Genomic DNA, 18,342 nt, shown 5'->3' with positions numbered 1-18,342 from the left:
GAGATTTCCATGACCAGTTTGTCTGCCGACGATTCGTATCTGAACCATTACGGGTTCAGTCATGACCCTTTCGCTGCTCGCGTGCCTGGCTTCAAATTCTTCCCGGCCCAGCGCAAGCCGGTGCTGGGGCAATTGCACCATCTTGCTCGCTACAGCCAGTTGCTATTGGTGGTAACCGGGCCTGAAGGGAGCGGCAAGACGCTCGTGCGCCAGGCGCTTGTTGCCAGCAGCAACAAGCAATCCGTACAAAGCGTGATCATTTCGCCGCAGGAGACCATTGACTCGAATGTGGTGCTGCAGCAAATCGCGCAGGCGCTCGGCAGCCAAGGTGCCGACTTCGAATCGATCATGGCGCAGATCGTCCAGTTGGCATTGACTGGCCAAGAGGTCTACTTGCTGGTCGATGATGCCGAACGACTGACTGGCGCAGCTGTCGAGACATTGTTGCGATTGGCCCAAGGCAGCCCCCAAGGCCGGCCGCACGTATTCCTGTTCGGTGAGCATGCTTTGGTAGGGCGTCTTGAGGCTCTGGTAGAAGGTGAGGAGCGCTTCCATGTGATCGCGCTTCAACCCTACGAGGAGGACGAGACTCGTGAGTACCTGGCGTTGCGCCTCGAGGGTGCCGGGAGCGGGCTGGACTGTTTCAGTGAAGAACAGATCCTTCGTATCCACGAGCATTCTGGTGGCTGGCCTGGTGCTATCAATCAAGCGGCCCGTGATGAGCTTCTCGATACGATGCAGCATTCGAAGGGGCGCCGAAAGTCCGCTGGATGGCGTTTGCCGCTGCCGATGAAACACCTGCTGGCCTTGGCTGCGGTCGTTTTTGTCGTCGTGATTGCGTTGCTTATGCGTGACTCGAGCGATGAGCCTTTGGCGCCCACGACCACCAGCTTGCCGCTGGGCACGGCCGGACCTGCTTCATCCTCGCAGGAGCCGGCGTCCAATGCGCCTGGCAATCCTGGGGAGGCGACGCCTGATCCCAATCCGCCCCAGCCAGAGCAGCCACTTGTTCGCGAACCTTTAGCTGCAGCCGGTAGTGCCGAGCCGGATGACGCATCGGGTGCGTTGGTAGAGGAGCCGGTAGTGAGCGGCGAGCCGGTGCGCGACGTCGCCCAAGCGCCCGCTGAGACTGCGAGTCCTGCCCCTGTGCAAGGCTCGACGGTCGAGCCGGCTCCGAAACCTGAGTCTCCTCCGGAAGCGGTGCGGCAAGTTGTCGCGACACCCGCTGCGGTTGCGCCTGCGGCCAGCTGGTACGCCAGCCAGCCTAAGGGCAATTACCTGGTCCAGGTGCTGGGAACGCGTACTCGGAGCAATGCTGAAGCGTTGGTGAAGCAACACGGCGATAGCTTCAGGTATTTCGTCAAGCAGCATGAGGGCAAGCCGCTATACGTTGTCACCCATGGTAGTTTCCCAAGCCGAAATGCCGCGCTAGAGGCCATCAAGGCGTTGCCGGCCTCGCTGAAGGTAGGCAAGCCATGGGCTCGGAGTTTCGCCAGTGTGCAGCAGGAAATCACTAACGCGCGCTAGTGGATGCCCCAAAAAAGTGCGCAATGCACCTTTTTGGGGCTTGCAAAAATAAAATTGTGTCGTTCTACCGGGCTTTGTAAACTGCTCCCCCTTTTGCCCACGTGTATGACGGGGCGGTTCCGTGCGCCGTCAATAAGGGGTTGATTTACAACGCATTTAGCTGGTGGAGTGCCTATGAGAGCAGGTCTGTTTCGTCCTGAAGAGTTCAAGGATAACTGCGGCTTCGGTCTGATCGCCCACATGCAGGGCGAGGCAAGCCATCACCTGCTTCAGACCGCTATTCAATCCCTCACCTGCATGACCCACCGCGGCGGCATCAACGCCGACGGCAAAACTGGCGATGGCTGTGGCCTGCTGATGCAGAAACCCGATGCGTTCCTGCGCGCCATGGCCAAGCAACATTTCGATGCCGACCTTCCGGCGTTATACGCCGTCGGCATGATCTTTCTCAGCCAGGACGCGGCCAAGGCGGATGCGGCCCGGGTCCAGCTCAACGAACAGATCGTAGCCCAAGGGCTGACACTGGTCGGCTGGCGCGAGGTTCCGGTCGATACCACCGTACTGGGTCGTCTGGCGTTGGAGCGCCTGCCGCGCATCGAGCAGGTGTTCGTCTCCGCTGATGGTCTGTCCGAGCGCGAGTTCGGCATCAAGCTGTTCTTCGCGCGCCGCCGCGCGGAAGTCGCGCTGGCCGCGGACAAGGAATTCTACGTCTGCAGTTTTTCCGACAAGGACATCATCTACAAAGGCCTGATGATGCCGGCCGACCTGGCGCAGTTCTATCCCGATCTCGGCGACGAGCGCCTGGCGACTGCCATCTGCGTATTCCATCAGCGTTTCTCCACCAACACGATGCCGCAGTGGCCTCTGGCGCAGCCGTTCCGCTTTCTCGCCCATAACGGCGAAATCAACACCATTACCGGTAACCGCAACTGGGCTCAGGCGCGTCGACTGAAATTCGCCAACGAGCTGTTGCCGGACCTGGAAAGCCTCGATCCGCTGGTCAACCGTACCGGCTCCGACTCTTCCAGCATGGACAACATGTTGGAGCTGTTGGTCACCGGTGGGATGGATTTGTTCCGTGGTCTGCGCATGATCATTCCGCCGGCCTGGCAGAACGTCGAAACCATGGACCCCGACCTGCGAGCCTTCTACGAATTCAACTCCATGCATATGGAGCCGTGGGATGGTCCGGCTGGCGTGGTGCTCACCGATGGTCGCCATGCGGTCTGCCTGCTCGACCGCAACGGTCTGCGTCCGGCGCGTTGGGTGACCACGACCAATGGTTACATCACCCTCGCCTCCGAAGTCGGTGTATGGGATTACAAGCCGGAAGACGTTATCGCCAAGGGGCGTGTGGGGCCGGGCCAGATCCTCGCGGTGGATACCGAAACGGGGCAGGTCCTGCATACCGATGACATCGACAACCGCCTGAAGTCGCAGCATCCGTACAAGAAGTGGCTGCGCCAGAATGCGCTGCGTATCCAGTCGACCCTGGACGATAACGATCACGGCTCGGCCTTCTACGATGCCGACCAGCTCAAGCAATACATGAAGATGTATCAGGTCACCTTCGAGGAGCGTGACCAGGTGCTGCGTCCGCTGGCCGAGCAGGGCCAGGAAGCGGTGGGTTCCATGGGCGACGACACGCCCATGGCCGTGCTGTCGCGCCGGGTGCGCTCGCCGTACGACTACTTCCGTCAGCAGTTCGCGCAGGTGACCAACCCTCCGATCGACCCATTGCGCGAATCCATCGTGATGTCGCTGGAAACCTGCCTGGGTGCCGAGCGCAATCTCTTCGAAGAAACCGCCGATCACGCCAACCGCGCGATTCTGACCACGCCGGTAATCTCTCCGGCAAAATGGCGGACGATCATGGAGCTCGATCGTCCCGGATTCGAACGTCAGCTGATCGATCTCAATTACGACGAATCCCTCGGCCTGGAAGCCGCGGTCCGCAATATCGCCGACCAGGCTGAGGAAGCCGTACGCAGCGGCAAAGTCATGCTGATTCTCAGCGACCGCGCTATCCAGCCGGGCAAGCTGCCGGTGCACGCGTCGCTGGCGGTCGGTGCGGTGCATCATCGTCTGATCGAAACCGGCCTGCGCTGCGACTGCAACATCCTGGTGGAAACGGCTACCGCGCGAGACCCGCATCACTTCGCGGTCCTGATCGGCTTTGGCGCGACGGCGGTGTATCCGTTCCTCGCTTTCGAAGTGCTCGGCGATCTGATCCGCACCGGCGAAGTGCTGGGTGATCTGTACGAGGTGTTCAAGCACTACCGCAAGGGCATTTCCAAGGGGCTGCTGAAAATCATCTCGAAGATGGGCATCTCGACCATCACCTCGTACCGCGGGGCCCAGCTGTTCGAAGCAGTCGGTCTGTCCGATGAGGTCGTCGACGTCAGCTTCCGCGGCGTTGCCAGCCGCATCAAGGGTGCACGCTTCGCCGATCTGGAAGCCGAGCAGAAAGCCCTCGCGGCAGAGGCCTGGAGTACCCGCAAGCCGATCCAGCAAGGTGGCCTGCTGAAGTTCGTTTACGGTGGCGAATACCACGCCTACAACCCCGACGTGGTGGCGGCGCTTCAGGTTGCGGTGCAAGAAGGTGACTACAACCGCTTCAAGGATTACACCGCGCTTGTCGACCAGCGTCCCGTGGCGATGTTGCGCGATCTGCTCAAGCTCAAGGTGTCGGACAAACCGCTGGCGCTGGAAGAAGTCGAGCCCCTGGAACAGATTCTCAAGCGCTTCGACTCGGCCGGCATTTCGCTCGGCGCGCTGTCGCCGGAGGCCCACGAAGCCATCGCGGCGGCAATGAATCGCATCGGCGCGCGTTCCAACTCGGGAGAGGGTGGCGAAGACCCTTCGCGTTACGGCACCGACCGCAGCTCGAAGATCAAGCAGGTGGCGACCGGCCGTTTCGGCGTGACGCCGGAGTATCTGGTCAATGCCGAGGTGCTGCAGATCAAGGTTGCCCAGGGCGCCAAGCCCGGCGAGGGCGGCCAGCTGCCAGGCGGCAAGGTCAACGGCCTGATCGCCAAGCTGCGTTATGCAGTGCCCGGCGTAACATTGATTTCACCGCCGCCGCATCATGACATCTACTCGATCGAAGACCTGGCTCAGCTGATTTTCGACCTCAAGCAGGTCAATCCCAAGGCACTGGTATCGGTCAAGCTGGTGGCCGAGCCTGGCGTTGGCACCATTGCCGCCGGGGTCGCCAAGGCTTATGCAGATTTGATCACCATCTCCGGCTATGACGGCGGCACCGGCGCTTCGCCATTGACCTCGATCCGTTATGCCGGCTCGCCTTGGGAGCTCGGTCTGGCCGAGACACACCAGACCCTGCGCGGCAACGACCTGCGTGGCAAGGTCCGGGTGCAGACCGACGGTGGTCTGAAGACCGGTCTCGATGTGGTCAAGGCCGCCATCCTGGGGGCCGAAAGCTTCGGCTTCGGTACGGCGCCGATGATCGCGCTGGGCTGCAAATACCTGCGCATTTGCCATCTGAACAACTGCGCTACGGGTATCGCAACGCAGAACGATCAGCTGCGCAAGGACCATTTCATTGGCACCGTCGACATGGTGGTCAACTTCTTCAGCTTCGTCGCTGAGGAAACTCGTGAATGGCTGGCCAAGCTGGGCGTGCGCAGCCTGCAGGAACTGATCGGGCGTACCGACCTGCTTGAAATGCTGCCAGGCGAGACCGCCAAACAGAACCATCTTGATCTGACGCCTCTGCTCGGCAGTGACTACATACCTGCCGACAAGCCGCAGTTCTGCGAAGTGGAGAAGAACCCGCCGTTCGACCAGGGGCTGCTGGCCGAAGAAATGGTCAGGCTCGCACGCTCGGCTATCGACGCCAGGAGCGGCGGCGAATTCGAATTGGATATCTGCAACTGCGACCGCTCCATTGGTGCCCGTGTTTCCGGCGAGATCGCCCGACTGCACGGGAACCAGGGGATGAAGGATGCGCCAATCACCTTCCGTTTCAAGGGCACTGCGGGTCAGAGCTTCGGCGTTTGGAATGCCGGCGGCCTGCACCTGTATCTGGAAGGCGATGCCAACGACTACGTCGGCAAAGGTATGACCGGCGGCAAGCTGGTCATCACCCAGCCGAAGAGCAGCGGGTTCGAGTCGCAGGATTCGGCCATCGTCGGCAATACCTGCCTGTATGGCGCCACTGGCGGCAAATTGTTCGCTGGCGGCACGGCCGGGGAGCGCTTCGCCGTTCGTAACTCCGGCGCGCATGCAGTCGTGGAAGGCACCGGCGATCATTGCTGTGAATACATGACCGGCGGCTTCGTCTGCGTGCTAGGCAAGACCGGCTACAACTTCGGTTCTGGTATGACCGGTGGTTTCGCCTATGTCCTCGACATGGACAACAGCTTCGTCGATCGGGTGAACAACGAGTTGGTAAACCTGCAGCGCATCACGGGTGAGGCGATGGAAGCCCACCGTAGCCATCTGCAAGAAGTGCTGCGCGAGTACGTCGCCGAAACCGGCAGCGCATGGGGAGAGAAACTCCTGGAGAATCTCGACGACTACCTGCGTCGCTTCTGGCTGGTCAAGCCGAAGGCGGCCAACCTGGCGTCGTTGTTGTCGACCACTCGGGCCAACCCCCAATAAAAAGCAGATTCAAGCGGCAAGCCTCGGCGATCAGTCCGAGGCCCGCCCCGCTCCGTGATTGTCATGCAGCTAGCAGCCTTGGGCTTGCGGCTGCCGCTAAGAGGTTTTGAAATGACTGAACGTCTGAATAACGACTTCCAGTTCATCGAAGTCGGGCGCAAGGATCCGAAAAAGAAGCTGCTGCGCCAGCGTAAGAAGGAGTTCGTCGAAATCTACGAACCCTTCAAGCCGCAACAGGCCTGCGAGCAGGCCCATCGCTGCCTGGGTTGCGGCAACCCTTATTGCGAGTGGAAGTGCCCGGTTCACAACTACATTCCCAACTGGCTCAAGCTGGTCTCCGAGGGCAACATTCTCGCCGCCGCCGAACTGGCGCATCAGACCAATACCCTGCCGGAAGTCTGCGGGCGCGTCTGCCCGCAGGATCGTCTGTGCGAGGGTGCCTGTACGCTCAATGATGGTTTTGGCGCGGTCACCATCGGCTCGGTGGAGAAATACATTGCCGACACCGCGTTCGCCATGGGCTGGCGCCCTGACATGTCCAAGGTCAAGCCGACCGGCAAGAAGGTCGCGATCATCGGTGCCGGCCCGGCCGGTCTCGGTTGCGCCGACGTGCTGGTGCGCAGCGGGGTTACCCCGGTGGTCTTCGACAAGAATCCGGAAATCGGCGGCTTGCTGACCTTCGGTATTCCCGAGTTCAAGTTGGAGAAAAGCGTTCTCAGCCGTCGCCGTGAGATTTTCACCGGGATGGGTATCGAGTTCCGCCTGAACACCGAAGTCGGTAAGGACGTGACCATCGACCAACTGCTGGCCGACTACGACGCGGTGTTCATGGGCATGGGCACCTATACCTACATGAAGGGTGGGTTCCCCGGCGAGGATCTGCCAGGTGTGCACGATGCGCTGGACTTCCTGATCGCCAACGTCAACCGCAACCTCGGCTTCGAGAAATCGCCGGAAGACTTCGTCGACATGAAGGGTAAGAAGGTCGTTGTGCTCGGCGGTGGCGACACGGCCATGGACTGCAACCGCACCTCGATTCGCCAGGGCGCCAAGAGCGTGACCTGTGCCTACCGGCGTGACGCAGCGAACATGCCGGGTTCGCGCAAGGAAGTGAAGAACGCCAAGGAAGAAGGCGTTAAGTTCCTCTTCAACCGTCAGCCCATTGCCATCGTTGGCGAAGGCAAGGTCGAAGGCGTCAAGGTCGTCGAGACCCGCCTCGGTGCGCCGGATGCCCGCGGTCGCCGCAGTCCTGAGCCTATTCCGGGCTCCGAGGAAGTGCTGCCGGCCGATGCGGTGGTCATCGCCTTCGGTTTCCGTCCGAGTCCGCCCGAGTGGTTCGAAGGCCAGAACATCCAGACCGACAATCAGGGGCGTGTCGTCGCGCCGGAAATGGGTCAATTCAAGCACCAGACCAGCAACCCGAAAATCTTCGCGGGTGGCGACATGGTGCGCGGCTCCGATCTGGTGGTGACCGCGATCTTCGAAGGCCGCCAGGCGGCAGAAGGTATTCTGGACTATCTGGACGTTTGATTTCGCCGGATGGGTCGAGGCTCTGCAATCACCGAGCAGTCTTAAGGTGGATGGAGAAAGCGTCATCCACCCTACGACTGGCTTGCCAGCCCGGACGCCCGTCAAAGCCTGATCAGAATCAAGCCCATGGATAAAAGGCACGGCGCTCGCCGTGCCTTTTGTTTTGCGCTTTGCGACAATGCCGCCACTCTTTTGCTGGAACCCAGACATGACTGCCTTGAAGAACGATCGCTTCCTTCGCGCCCTGCTCAAGCAACCTGTCGACGTCACCCCGGTGTGGATGATGCGTCAGGCCGGACGCTACCTGCCGGAATACCGGGCCAGCCGCAGCAAGGCGGGCGACTTCATGAGCCTGTGCATGAACCCGGAGCTGGCCTGCGAAGTCACTTTGCAGCCGCTGGAGCGTTATCCGCTGGATGCCGCTATCCTGTTTTCCGACATCCTCACCGTGCCCGACGCCATGGGCTTGGGCCTGTATTTCGAGACCGGCGAAGGGCCGCGCTTCAAGAAGGTTGTCAGCAGTATGGCTGACATCGAGGCGCTACCGATACCAGACCCGGAAAAGGACCTGGGCTACGTGATGAATGCGGTGCGTACCATTCGCCGTGAGCTGAACGGCCGCGTGCCGCTGATTGGCTTCTCTGGCAGCCCCTGGACCCTGGCGACCTACATGGTCGAAGGCGGCTCCTCGAAAGATTTTCGCAAATCCAAGGCCATGCTTTACGAAAACCCGCAGGCCATGCATGCGCTGCTCGACAAGCTGGCGCAATCGGTGACCAGCTACCTCAACGGGCAGATCCTGGCCGGTGCCCAGGCGGTGCAGATCTTCGATTCCTGGGGTGGCAGCCTGTCGGCGGCGGCGTACCAGGAGTTTTCCCTGGCCTATATGCAGAAGATCGTCGATGGGCTGATTCGTGAGCACGACGGCCGCCGTGTGCCGGTGATCCTCTTCACCAAGGGTGGCGGGCTCTGGCTCGAGTCGATGGCCGAGAGCGGCGCCGAGGCCCTGGGACTCGACTGGACCTGCGACATTGGCGCCGCGCGTGCCCGCGTCGGTGACAAGGTCGCGCTGCAGGGCAACATGGACCCCAGTGTGCTGTTTGCCAAGCCGGAGGCGATCCGTGCCGAGGTCGGGCGCATCCTCGCAAGCTTTGGCCCAGGCGAAGGCCATGTGTTCAATCTGGGCCATGGCATCACCCCGGAGGTCGATCCGGCCAACGCCGGCGCCTTCATCGAGTCGGTCCACGAGTTGTCGGCGCCGTATCACGGCTGATCTGTCGACCAAAAAAAGAGCCGCACTTGCGGCTCTTGTCGTTTAGGGCTGCTGATAGTGACCGGGCGTGGTACCGGGTTCGTGTTCATGAACCAGTTTGGTCACGCGGATATCGGTGATGCCGATCACCTCGGCCTGCTCCAGCACCTTGGCCTCATCGGCGCCCGCTTCGGGCATCACCAGGCTGTTCTCGGCATCGCCATTATGCAGCTCGATCAGGTGCCGGGCGGCGCTGCCCTGTGACATGCGCTCATCATCCGACTCGATGATCTGCACGCGCGGATCGTTCTGAAAGATGTAGTTGATTTCGAACTTGTGCGATGACTTGTCGAACATGGGCAGCTCCTTCAAGGGTGGAAAGGTCTGCTCTGTTGACTCGCGGGTCCAGTTATTCGTTCGGCAAAAGGCGACGGAGGGGACCTCGGTGGGCGATTGGGGGCGCCCGGCGTAACCGAGCGCCCCGGTGCGTTACTTGATCTTCGCCAGGTCGCCCTTGAGCGCGACGCCTGCCATGATCGCGCCGGCGTGGCATTCGTAGTTCTGGCTGTCTTTGTACTCGACGTGCTTGTAGTTGCTGGCGATGTCCACCACGGCGTTGGCGCCGGCAGCCTTGGCCGCCTGCTGCATGCCAATCAGCGCCGATTGCAGGGCCCAGCTGCACGCACCTTCGTCAGTCTTGTTGAAGGCATTGGTCTTCTTGCTGGTGGTCACGCCGCTGCGAATGATCTGCGCGCCCTTGGGGGTCTTGCCTGCGAGGTAGAACTTCACGCTGCCGTCCAGCTTGCCGGAGGCGGTGGCTTCGGCCACCACCTGATCGAATGGCAGGTAATGGGTGGTGTCGCGGGCCTGGCTGATTCCTGGCAAAGCACAGAGCACCAGTGCAACGCCAATCCATGTGTTTTTCTTCATTGCATTCTCCTTGCGGTGTTTTGGGGGGATTCAGGCCCAGCGGCGGAATATCAACGAGGTGTTTATGCCGCCAAAGGCGAAATTGTTGTTCATGACGAATTCATGTTGCATTGAACGTGGCGCCCCGACGAGGTAATCCAGCTCGCCGCAGCGCGGATCGATGCTATCCAGATTGAGCGTATGGATATAGCGGTCGCGGTTCATCATTTCGATGCTGAACCAGGACTCCAGCGCGCCACAGGCGCCCAGAGTGTGGCCGAAGAAACTCTTTTGCGAGCTGATCGGCATGGCTGAACCAAACAAGGCTTGCGTGGCCAGGGTCTCGGCGATGTCGCCCTGTTCGGTGGCGGTGCCGTGGCCGTTGACGTAGCCAATGGCTTCGGGCTGCAAGCGGGCATCTTCCAGGGCGAGCTCCATGGCGCGGCGCATGGTCAGCTGTTCGGGCTTGGTCGCGTGCTGGCCGTCGGCATTACTGCCGAACCCCACCAGTTCGGCGTGGATGGTGGCACCGCGGGCGAGCGCGTGTTCGAGCTCTTCGAGCACCAACATGCCGGCGCCCTCACCAATCACCAGGCCGTCGCGGTCGGCGTCATAGGGACGCGGTGTGGTATGCGGTGCATCATTCTTCAGGCTGGTCGCATAGAGTGCGTCGAATACCATGGCCTCGGTGGCACACAGCTCTTCGGCGCCACCGGCGAGCATCATCGGCAATCGGCCGAACTTGATCGCCTCGTAGGCATAGCCGATGCCCTGGCTGCCACTGGTACAGGCGCTGGAGGTGGGGATCACCCGACCGGTAAGTCCGAAGAAGATGCTGATATTCGCCGCTGTGGTGTGCGGCATCATGCGGATGTAGGAGTTGGCGTTCAGTCCGTCGGCCACGGAGTTGAGTAGCATATTGCCGAAGGCTTTGATCTCTTCTGTGCTGCCGGTGGACGAGCCACATGCGACGCCCATGCGACCGTCGCGGGTCGATGCATCATCAAGCAGGCCCGCATGTTCGAGTGCCTGCTCGGCGGCCTTTACCGACAGCCGAGAGACTCGACCCATGCTGCGCAGCTGTTTGCGCGTCCAGTGGCTGGGCACGACGAAATCATCCACTGGCCCGGCCAGGCGGGTGTTGAGTTCGGTGAAGCGATCCCATTCGTGCATGTAGCGGATGCCGCTGCGGTTGCCGCTGAAGTTTGTCTCGATGGACGCCCAGTCGCTGCCCAGTGATGTAATACCAGCCATGCCGGTGACGACGACGCGTTTCATCAGCACAGCCCGCCGTTGACCGCCAGAACCTGACGGGTGATGTAGCTGGCTTCTTCCGACATGAGGAAATTCACCGCGCCGGCGACTTCTTCGGGCGTGCCCATGCGTTGAGCGGGAATCATCTTGAGCATTTCCTCGATAGGCAGATCGTCGTTGAGCATATCCGTATCGATCAGTCCCGGTGCGACGCAGTTGACGGTGATACGTCGTTTACCGAGCTCGACGGCGAGCGCCTTGGCGGCGCCGATCACGCCGGCCTTGGAGGCGCTGTAGTTGACCTGGCCGCGATTGCCGATTAGCCCCGACACTGAGGTGATGCAGACGATTCGCCCCGGTTGGCGACGACGAATCATCGGCATCGTCAGCGGCTGCAGAACATTGTAGAAGCCATCCAGGTTGGTGCGCATGACCAGATCCCAGTCGTCCTCGGTCAGCGCCGGAAACGCGCCGTCGCGAGTGAGACCGGCGTTGCAGACCACGCCGTAGTAGGCACCGTGCGCTTCGATATCGGCTTCCAGCTGCGTGCGGCATTGAGCGCGATCGGCGATATCGAACTGCAGGATGCGCGCCTGGCGACCCATATCCTGGATCTCTGCCTGGACGGCCTCTGCCTCGTCCCGTCGAGTGCGGCAATGCAGAACGATATCGTGACCGCTACGGGCCAGGCGCAAGGCGATGGCGCGGCCAATGCCTCGGCTGGAGCCGGTGATGAGGATACTGTTACTCATGGGCTGGGCTCTTGAAGGTAGCTCGCCACTTCAGGCGGGCGAAAAACGTTGAGACGCGCCTCGGCATGGATGCCGGGCCCGTCGAGATGGCATTCGAACACGCCCATGCCGTTGTCGTCCTGCAGCGAGCGCAGCGCGCGAATGCGCAGCGCAGTGCCAACAGGAAATCGCTCGACATCGCATTGAAAGCGGCGGGTGCCGAGCAGAAAGCCCAGCTCCACCGGCAGCCCGGCCTGACGTGCCTGGCAGCCGGCGAACGCGGCGACCGTCTGCGCCATGATTTCGATGCCCACCCAGGCGGGCAGGCTGCCGTCGGGCAGGTTGTACAGTCCGCCGGGCCTCACCTTCAAATGAGCATCGATGCTGTCCGCGTCGAATGCCTCGACCGCATCGAGCAGGATCATGTCTCCCGCATGGGGTATCAATTCGGCTACTGGCCAATCGATCATGGCGCGTCTCCCAGGATCAAGCTGATGTTATTGCCGCCGAAGGCGAAGGAGTTGCTCATCATGCGACGTGGGCCTGCCGCCGCCATCGTCGTGCCGGCAGCGATCAGATCCAGGCGTGGCAGGTCGGCATCTCGCTGGCCGTCCCAGCGATGCGGTGGCAGCCGTTGGGCAGCGTTGTGCTCGGACAGGGTCAGCCAGCAGAACGCGGCTTCCAGCGCACCGGCGGCGCCCAGAGTGTGTCCGGTCAGCGGCTTGCTCGACGAACAGGCCACGCCAGCCGGAAACACCGCGGCGACTGCCAGGCTTTCCATGGCGTCGTTGTGCCAGGTGGCGGTGCCGTGAAGGTTCAGATAGCTGATTTGCTCCGCTTGGGTTGCCGTCGATGAGAGCGCCTTGCGCATCGCTTCGATGGCGCCCAGGCCCTGCGGGTCAGGGGCAGAAATATGGTGTGCATCGGAACTGGCACCACCGCCGAGCAGGGCGATCGGCGCCGGGTCGCGGGTCATCAGGAAGAGCGCGGCGGCCTCGCCGATATTGATACCGTCGCGGTTGATCGAAAACGGATTGCAGATGCGCTCGCTGGTCGCTTCCAGGGCGCTGAAACCCTGTAGCGTCAGATCGCAAAGACTATCAACGCCGCCACAGATCACCGCATCGCAAATGCCCATATCCAATAGCCGCTTGGCACTGAGCAACGCTCGAGCGCTCGAAGTGCAGGCGGTGGAGATCGAATAACTCGGACCGCTCAGCTGCAGCCGCTCGCTGAGAAAGCTGGCGGGAGCACAAAGCTCCTGATGACCGTAGTGATAGCTGGCCGGTAGCTGCCCGTGACGCACCAGGCCGGTGATGCCCTGAGTGGCTTCCTGAATGCCGGTGGTGCTGGTACCCATTACCACGCCGATGCGGGATGGGCCGAAGCGGGCAACGGCCTCATGCAGCTCGGCTTCGATCTGCTCGACCGCCGCGAGTAGCAGCTGATTGTTGCGCGTGGTGTGACGCAGCGGAGTGTCGGTGAGAGTGGGCAGTTCGCCAGTGACCGCGCCGACCGGCAGCTGGCGGCCGACGACCGCTTGCGCATAGGGCTGCATGCCCGAACCGTCACCGTCCAGCAGGCGCCGGGCTACCTCAGCCTTGCCGCGACCCAGCGCGCAGACCAACCCCAGGGCATTCAGGTAGGCAGTCATTGCTGGCGGGCTCCGGCAGGCACGATGGGGGCGACACCATAGGACAGCCTCGGCCCGACGTCGAGTTCGAAACGGCCCTTCTTCAAATACCGAACCTGCCAGGCGGCCCCGTCGGCTGTGAGTGATCGCCCGTCCGACTGCTGAGTCCAGCGTGTATCGGCGTAGAGCTCATCCATCTGCTCGGCTGGGCTCAGCGCGAACAGCAATGCCGCGAAGAGCTCGCGTGCTTCGGGGTTAGGTGGCAGCAGGCCGTCCGCCTGCCAGTGACCATCGCGCAGCAGCTGGCGCGCCAGCGGAACGCCCAGCGGATCGAGCAGTGACCAGCGCACGGCGGTGCCTTCCCGCTGGATGACCAACAGCCAGTCGCGTGTCTCGTCCGCACTTCGGCGCTGGATATGCAACTGCATCGGCAACGTTAGCTGCGCCGTATGTGTCGGCAACGGCAGATGCTGGGCGCAGGCGCCGAGCATCAGCAGCAACGCGAGCCAGGCCAGGTGCGGTGTATGTCTTGCGATCATGCCGGACAACTCACGCCGGCACCGAGGGGCCGCACAGCTCGGCCAGCACCCGCAAGCGGCGTTTGGGTTCAGCGACATAGGGGTTAGCGGTGTCCCAGGCGTAGCCGGCGAGGATCGAGCTGATCATCCTGCGAATCTCCGGCTGGGCGTGTTCGTAATAGATTACGTTCTGGAAACTACTGTCGTACCAGCCCTCGACATAGGTCCGGAAGGTGTCCACGCCTCGCTTGAGCGGTGCGGCGAATTCGGTTTCCCAATCCACCGCTTCGCCCGTCAATTGGCGATGCAGAACGGCGGCCGCCATGCTCGCCGAGCGCATCGCGATGGTGACACCGGAAGAGAACACTGGGTCGAGGAATTCCGCCGCATTGCCCAGCAGGGCGAAGCCCGGACCGTGCAGTGCCTTGACGTTCGCCGAATAGCCGCCGATCAGCCGTGCCGGGGTGTCCCACTCGGCGTGCTGGAGGATGCGCTTGAGGTTGGGCGCCTCCAGCACGAATTCTCTGAGGCATGCGTCCAGATCCAACGGACGCCCTTCGTAGCGTTCGGCGCTGGCGACGACACCCAGGGAACAGCGGCCGTTACTGAATGGGATAGTCCAGAACCAAACGTCACGCAGCTCGGGATGGGTGGTGATGAGGATTTTTTCCCGATCGAAGCGCGGATCGTCGATGTTGTCCTGGATGTGGGTGAACACGGCACGACGCAGCGGAAAGCTCGACGGTGCCTCCAGCTCGAGCAGACGCGGCAGCACGCGACCGTAGCCGCTGGCGTCGAGAACGAAGTCCGCTTCGATGGCATATTCGCTGCCGTCCAGCCGACGCACCTGCAGACGCGGGCGCGAGCCATCGAAGTCGGCGGTGGTAATTTCCTCCTCGTAGCGGATCTCTACACCCTGCGATTCAGCCTGGTCGGCCAGCAGCTTGTCGAAATCGGCGCGTTGAACCTGATAGGTGCTGCCGTGGCCTTCGGTGAATTTGTCACGGAAGTCGAATTCGGTGTAGCGCTCGCCCCAGCCGAAGGCCGCGCCGTGCTTGGTCTGAAAGCCGGCGGCCTGTACCGCTTCGAGCATGCCGGCTTCCTCGATGAAATCCAGGCAATGCGACAGCAGGCTTTCGCCGATGGAAAAGCGCGGAAACCGCTGCCGCTCGATGATCAAGACGTCATGGCCCTTGCGCTTGAGCAGGGCGGCGGCGATAGCGCCGGAAGGCCCCGCGCCGATGATGACGACGCTACGGTGTTCTGAGTTCACTTAGACCTTCCTTGTTCGACGCGATGGAATGGATGGCTAGCAGGCGTGCCCGGCGGCCAGGACGGAATATCTGTTGCCAATAAGTCGGGGTGGCGCTCAGGCCGCTGAGGCGTCGACGCAACAATTCGTGAAAGCTGCGCCAGCGCTAGTTGTTGTTCGATCAGCATCTGGCCTCCGTGTCCGGCTCGGCGGCCCAGGGCGCTAAAGCGAAGGCGAACACCAGGCCGAGCCCCACCGCCAGACCGAAGTTACTTACCGCGGGGGTGCTCGACAGGGCCAGCAGGCCGAACGACAGCCAGGTGGTTACCGCCGCCAGCAGGGTACCGACCAGACTCACCGCGGCGCCGCCGATTCGCTCGCGCATGAGGATGGCGTAGTCCACGCCGATCGCGGTGACCAGCAACAAGCCGAACAGGCCGAACAGGGTCAACGGCTGACCCAGCCAGCCCAGGCACGCCAGGCTGCCGAGCGCCGCCAGCAGCGGCACGGCCAGACAGCGCAACGCACCGCGCCAGCCGAACGGCAGACACAGCAGGGCGAAAATGAGCACGGCGGCGCAGAGTTTGAGCAACGCAGCCTGGCGCTGGGTCTCGGCAAAAAGGCGGTTCAGCTCCGCTGGCCGGTCGACCAGGCTGACCCCGCCGATGCCTTCGGCCAGACCGTGCAGCGCCGAGCTGTCGCGAAGCCCTTGCAGGCTGACCAGGCCGGCGACCGAGCCGTCGCTTCGGGTGCCCAGCCACAAGGGGCGCCAGGGTTCGGCAAGTGGCCCGGCCAATACATCCTCGAGACCGATCACGGGTTGCGCCAGCAGGTCGGCGAGTTCCTTTTCCAGGATGTCGGCGGTGACACCGAGTTTCAGCAGGGGTTGGCTGGCTTCCAGCAAACGCGGCAGCGCGAGATGCAGACTTTCCTGGACGGTCGTCGAGGCGACCAACTGGCTCAGCGCGAGATAGCCGTGCAGTTTCTGCTCCGCCACCAGGTCATCGAGCCGCGCGGCGAGTTCGTCCTGGCGCTCCAGCAACTCATCGGGCGTTGCCGCGCGCACCAGAAAATACTGGCTGGTCGGCTCGAACCCCGTGATCGCGCCGATACGTTCGGCCTGCTGCTGCAGCGCGGGCGCGCGGCTGACCCACTGGCGCAGGTCATCCTTGAAGGACAGCTGGCTGATGCCGCCAATGCAGAACAGCACGAAGCCGGCCAGCAGCCAGGTCGAGGGAACCCGGCGCAGCAATGCCCTGCGCAGCGTCAATCCACGCTGAGCCCAGCCCAGCGGAGCGGCCCAGGGGCGCAGCGGCGCGTTCAGCAGCGAGGGCAACAGGCAGGTCGCACAGGCGAAGGCGCCGAGCAGGCCCGCCGCGGAAAACACCGCCACCTGGCTCAGCGCCGGGAACGGGGTGAAGCCCATGGCCAGGTAACCGATGACATTGGTCGCCAGCGCCAGCGCCAGGCCAGGGAGCGTCAAGCGCAGAGCCCGATAGGCGTGCCATGGCCGCAGGGTCCAGCTCTTGGAGAGGTAGTGCAGCGGAAAATCGATGCTGACCCCGACCAGACTGGCGCCGAGTACCAGCGTCAACACATGGATCTGACCGAACAATGCAATGCATGCGGCAGCACCGCTCAGTGCGCCGACCACCACGGGCAATGCCACCAGCAGGACACGCGGCGTACGGAACAGCAAATGCAGCACCGCCAGTGTGGCGACGAGCGAAACGCTGCCGATCAGGCTGGCTTCCTCACGTGCCTGGCGCTGGCCATACGCGGCATGCAGCATGCCGCCAGCGGCGAGCAGTTCGCCTTGTTCGGTCTCTACCCGATGGTGAGCAGCGCGAATCTGATCGTCCACCAGCAGAGGCAACTGATCGTCAAAGGCATCACCGTGGGTCTGCGCGTGAATCACCGCCCAGCGCTGGCCATGATGTTCGGCCACCAGCAGGCCATCGAGACGTGGATGGATATGGCCCGGTTGCGGCAGTTGTCGCTGCGCCAGATCGGCGAAACCGAACCAGTCCTGCTCGACCGGCACCAGGCTGGTACTTTCGAATGGGCCGTAAAGGCGTTGCAGCCGCCCTTGAACGAAGTCCTCGGGCGAGGCGATGAAGGCTTCTCGACTTGCCCGGTCGAGCAGTGCCAAGCGCTGATCGAGCAACTGCTGACGCACCGCCGGCAGGTCGGCTTGCACCGAGCGGCGAACCTGGGCGAACAGGCCGCTGCCTCGGAGGTTGTCGGCGACTTCATCGGCTAGCGCGAAGGCCGTCGCTTCATCCGCATGATGAATCAGCACCATCAAATCGCGGTTCAATGGTTGCTGTACCCGTTGCTCGGCCAGTTGCTCCAGTTCGCCGGGTGCGCTGCTGGGCAGCAGTTTCAGCAGGTTGGCCGTGACCGGCGGGCCGCCGCGCCATTGCCATGCGGTCAGCGCCACCAGCCCGAGCAGTGCGATGAAGAACAGCCAGGAAAGCCAGGCCGGGAGCCTGAGCGCTTTGTCAGTCGGCGAAATCATGTTGCTCGCTGGGGCTCAACTGTTCGTCGACCTGGCTGTCGGTCAGCAACAGCAGGGTGCTGTCGCCCTGGGTTTCGAGCAGCTCGATGCGTTCGGCCGTCGGGCCGCCTTGAATGAGAATGCGGGCGAAAATCTGCCCTAGCAGTTTCGATCGAGGGGTTAGTGACAGCGCCCAGTTGTCCGCGGTGCCGCTGAGCTCCAGCTCGAAGTCGCGTTGCAGGGCCTCTGTGTCACCTCGCAGCACGGCGAGGAACAGATCGTTCTGACGCGCGGCGGCGCCCTGTTGATGGGTCGAGTGCCAGCCGCTGGCGTCGCGTCGGGCAACCCCCGAAGCGCTGATGCGGTAGTCCTGCTGCAGCGGTTCGCGCAAGAACCAGAGCAGGCCGTGGTCACGCGCCAGAACAAAGGCACCGGTACTGACGAGCGGCTGGGGCAGCGCGCGCAGGTATTTTTCCTGGGTGAAGTTGCCGCGAATGACTTCGGGCTCACTCAATTGGCGGCTGAGTTGCGTCAGATCGAAGGTGTCGGCGCGCGCGACCGCCGCCAGCAGCAGGCTCATGGTTAAGAGACTCGCAAGGCGCCTGGACAGTCG

Annotated in this window: 15 protein-coding genes; 4 read left to right on the top strand and 11 right to left on the bottom strand. The window is 62.5% G+C overall.

The window, feature by feature from the left end:
- Positions 1 to 9: 9 nt before the first annotated feature.
- The 4 genes from ACL0K2_RS10995 (at position 10) to hemE (ending at position 8,953) form a co-directional block, all read left to right on the top strand.
- Entirely contained in the window at positions 10 to 1,527 is a 1,518-nt protein-coding gene (locus ACL0K2_RS10995; protein ID WP_413044396.1) for an SPOR domain-containing protein, read from the top strand.
- A 174-nt stretch (positions 1,528 to 1,701) separates the two neighbouring features.
- Positions 1,702 to 6,150 (top strand): glutamate synthase large subunit, encoded by a 4,449-nt coding sequence (gene gltB / locus ACL0K2_RS10990; protein ID WP_413044395.1) that lies wholly within the window; start codon positions 1,702 to 1,704, stop codon positions 6,148 to 6,150.
- A 111-nt stretch (positions 6,151 to 6,261) separates the two neighbouring features.
- Positions 6,262 to 7,680 carry an FAD-dependent oxidoreductase gene (locus ACL0K2_RS10985; RefSeq protein ID WP_413044393.1) on the top strand — a complete coding sequence of 473 codons (1,419 nt, stop codon included), beginning with the start codon at positions 6,262 to 6,264 and terminating at the stop codon, positions 7,678 to 7,680.
- 208 nt (positions 7,681 to 7,888) lie between these two features.
- Positions 7,889 to 8,953 carry a uroporphyrinogen decarboxylase gene (hemE, locus tag ACL0K2_RS10980; RefSeq protein ID WP_413044392.1) on the top strand — a complete coding sequence of 355 codons (1,065 nt, stop codon included), beginning with the start codon at positions 7,889 to 7,891 and terminating at the stop codon, positions 8,951 to 8,953.
- Positions 8,954 to 8,995: 42 nt separating this feature from the next.
- Here the strand turns inward: hemE and ACL0K2_RS10975 are convergent, their stop codons facing one another.
- The 11 genes from ACL0K2_RS10975 to ACL0K2_RS10925 all read right to left on the bottom strand — a co-directional run bounded on the left by ACL0K2_RS10975 (position 8,996) and on the right by ACL0K2_RS10925 (position 18,309).
- Positions 8,996 to 9,289 (bottom strand): hypothetical protein, encoded by a 294-nt coding sequence (locus ACL0K2_RS10975; protein WP_239610218.1) that lies wholly within the window; start codon positions 9,287 to 9,289, stop codon positions 8,996 to 8,998.
- A gap of 132 nt (positions 9,290 to 9,421) precedes the next feature.
- A complete protein-coding gene (locus tag ACL0K2_RS10970) occupies positions 9,422 to 9,862 on the bottom strand; it encodes a hypothetical protein (protein ID WP_045160501.1) in 441 nt (146 codons plus the stop codon).
- A 30-nt stretch (positions 9,863 to 9,892) separates the two neighbouring features.
- A complete protein-coding gene (locus tag ACL0K2_RS10965) occupies positions 9,893 to 11,119 on the bottom strand; it encodes a beta-ketoacyl-ACP synthase (RefSeq protein WP_413044391.1) in 1,227 nt (408 codons plus the stop codon).
- The gene (gene fabG / locus ACL0K2_RS10960) at positions 11,119 to 11,847 is read right to left on the bottom strand and encodes a 3-oxoacyl-ACP reductase FabG (protein WP_045160503.1); all 729 of its coding nucleotides are present in this window, start codon (positions 11,845 to 11,847) and stop codon (positions 11,119 to 11,121) included. The genes ACL0K2_RS10965 and fabG overlap by 1 nt, the downstream gene beginning before the upstream one ends.
- Positions 11,844 to 12,296, bottom strand: a complete 453-nt coding sequence (locus ACL0K2_RS10955) for a hotdog family protein (RefSeq protein WP_045160504.1) — start codon at positions 12,294 to 12,296, stop codon at positions 11,844 to 11,846. The genes fabG and ACL0K2_RS10955 overlap by 4 nt, the downstream gene beginning before the upstream one ends.
- Positions 12,293 to 13,480: a beta-ketoacyl-[acyl-carrier-protein] synthase family protein gene (locus ACL0K2_RS10950; protein WP_045160505.1), complete on the bottom strand. Its 1,188-nt coding sequence runs from the start codon at positions 13,478 to 13,480 to the stop codon at positions 12,293 to 12,295. The genes ACL0K2_RS10955 and ACL0K2_RS10950 overlap by 4 nt, the downstream gene beginning before the upstream one ends.
- On the bottom strand, positions 13,477 to 13,998 hold the full coding sequence (locus ACL0K2_RS10945) for a DUF3261 domain-containing protein (protein WP_413044390.1): 522 nt from the start codon (positions 13,996 to 13,998) through the stop codon (positions 13,477 to 13,479). Before ACL0K2_RS10945 ends, ACL0K2_RS10950 begins: the two co-directional genes overlap by 4 nt.
- A 10-nt stretch (positions 13,999 to 14,008) precedes the next feature.
- On the bottom strand, positions 14,009 to 15,250 hold the full coding sequence (locus ACL0K2_RS10940; protein WP_045160507.1) for an NAD(P)/FAD-dependent oxidoreductase: 1,242 nt from the start codon (positions 15,248 to 15,250) through the stop codon (positions 14,009 to 14,011).
- Entirely contained in the window at positions 15,247 to 15,417 is a 171-nt protein-coding gene (locus ACL0K2_RS10935; protein ID WP_413044389.1) for a hypothetical protein, read from the bottom strand. Before ACL0K2_RS10935 ends, ACL0K2_RS10940 begins: the two co-directional genes overlap by 4 nt.
- A complete protein-coding gene (locus tag ACL0K2_RS10930; protein WP_413044388.1) occupies positions 15,411 to 17,750 on the bottom strand; it encodes an MMPL family transporter in 2,340 nt (779 codons plus the stop codon). The genes ACL0K2_RS10935 and ACL0K2_RS10930 overlap by 7 nt, the downstream gene beginning before the upstream one ends.
- Entirely contained in the window at positions 17,734 to 18,309 is a 576-nt protein-coding gene (locus tag ACL0K2_RS10925; RefSeq protein WP_045160509.1) for an outer membrane lipoprotein carrier protein LolA, read from the bottom strand. The genes ACL0K2_RS10930 and ACL0K2_RS10925 overlap by 17 nt, the downstream gene beginning before the upstream one ends.
- Positions 18,310 to 18,342: the final 33 nt, after the last annotated feature.

The sequence above is a fragment of the Pseudomonas sp. YJ42 genome (genome assembly GCF_047225135.1).
Taxonomy (GTDB): Bacteria; Pseudomonadota; Gammaproteobacteria; order Pseudomonadales; family Pseudomonadaceae; genus Stutzerimonas; species Stutzerimonas stutzeri_E.
The sequence above is the reverse complement of the archived record's forward strand: the minus strand, read 5'-3'. Positions and strand labels throughout refer to the sequence as shown.